We start from the raw sequence: 1,217 nt of genomic DNA, 5'->3' as shown, positions 1-1,217 counted from the left end.
AAAGTCGGGGTCAGATACCGTCTTGAATGGCAAGCCCTTTTTCCAAGTATTTTGGGTCAAAGGGTTTGCCCGACTTAACTACCCCGTAAATCAGATGTACTAGCTTACGCATGATTGCGCCGGCTACGGCCATTTTTGCGAGGCCGTTGGCCTCTAGGCGCTGGCCAAACTGCTTCAGGATGGGGTTGTGACGCTTAGCAACCAGGCTTGGCAAGAATAAAGCGGCACGCAAGTGTTTGTTACCCATTCGGCACATCATTGTCCGGCCGTGCACGGAGGTTCCGGATTGGCGCTGCCTGGGCGTGACGCCAATGAATGCTGCAAGCGCCTTCGCATTTTCGAAGCGCCGTACGTCACCTACGTGCCCCAATACCTTCGCTGCCGTCGTACGGCCCAGTCCCGGAATGCTTTCAATGAGCTCCGCATCCTGTTTAAGCCCTGGGTGCCGGTCGATGTGATCATCAATGTCCTGCTCAATTTGCGCAATCTGCGTGTTGAGCCAAGTGATATGGGCGTGAACATGAGCAATTACTTCATGCTGCTTAGCCATTGTGTGCGCTTCTAGGCGATTCAGTTCCTGCTGGCGCATATCCTGAAGTGCAGTCAGCCTGTTGTTCCACGCCCGTAGCTGGCGTTGCTCATGCGGTGGGGCCTCCCAGGAGGACGGTCTCATCGCCGCGCAATAGCGAGCAATCAAACCGGCATCGATTTGGTCGTTCTTGTTGCGGATGTTTTCGCTGCTGCCGAAACTCTTGATACAGTTCGGATTGACCAAGCTGACCTTCATTCCTTTATCAAACCAATAAAGGGCGGCAGGCTCGCTGTAGACTCCCGTCGATTCAAGACAAACATGCACTTCCGGGAGAGATACCTTTTGCTTGATCAGCCAGGCTTCAAGTTCTACAAATCCTTCTTGCGAATTCGAAACGGCCTTGGCCTTAACTTTGCCGTCAACTAGCAAAGCTACGTCCAACTTACGTTTGCTGACATCAATTCCTACGACGGGCGTATTCATCTCGTCCACCTTTCTCGTATGCAGGCTTACCCAAGGGGCGACCTAAGATACCGTCCGGCGTCCAGATGAACAAGTGGGCAAGGCCACCTATCTGACCCACAAGCTCAATGGCTTCCACTCTGTTCGGTGAGACCTTGCCCCGCCGCCTTCAGAATCCTAATATCTTTTTCTAAAGGTGCAGATTCAATATACGAGCTCTGGC

Annotated in this window: 1 protein-coding gene; it reads right to left on the bottom strand. The window is 52.9% G+C overall.

Annotation, left to right across the window (positions count from 1 at the left end; genetic code table 11):
- Positions 1-10: 10 nt before the first annotated feature.
- Positions 11-1,015, bottom strand: coding sequence for an IS110 family RNA-guided transposase (locus BM269_RS28930; RefSeq protein WP_090446064.1), 1,005 nt, complete (start codon positions 1,013-1,015; stop codon positions 11-13).
- Positions 1,016-1,217 lie beyond the last annotated feature (202 nt).

Source organism: Duganella sp. CF458, from assembly GCF_900113115.1.
Classification (GTDB): Bacteria; Pseudomonadota; Gammaproteobacteria; order Burkholderiales; family Burkholderiaceae_D; genus Rugamonas.
The sequence above is the reverse complement of the archived record's forward strand: the minus strand, read 5'-3'. Positions and strand labels throughout refer to the sequence as shown.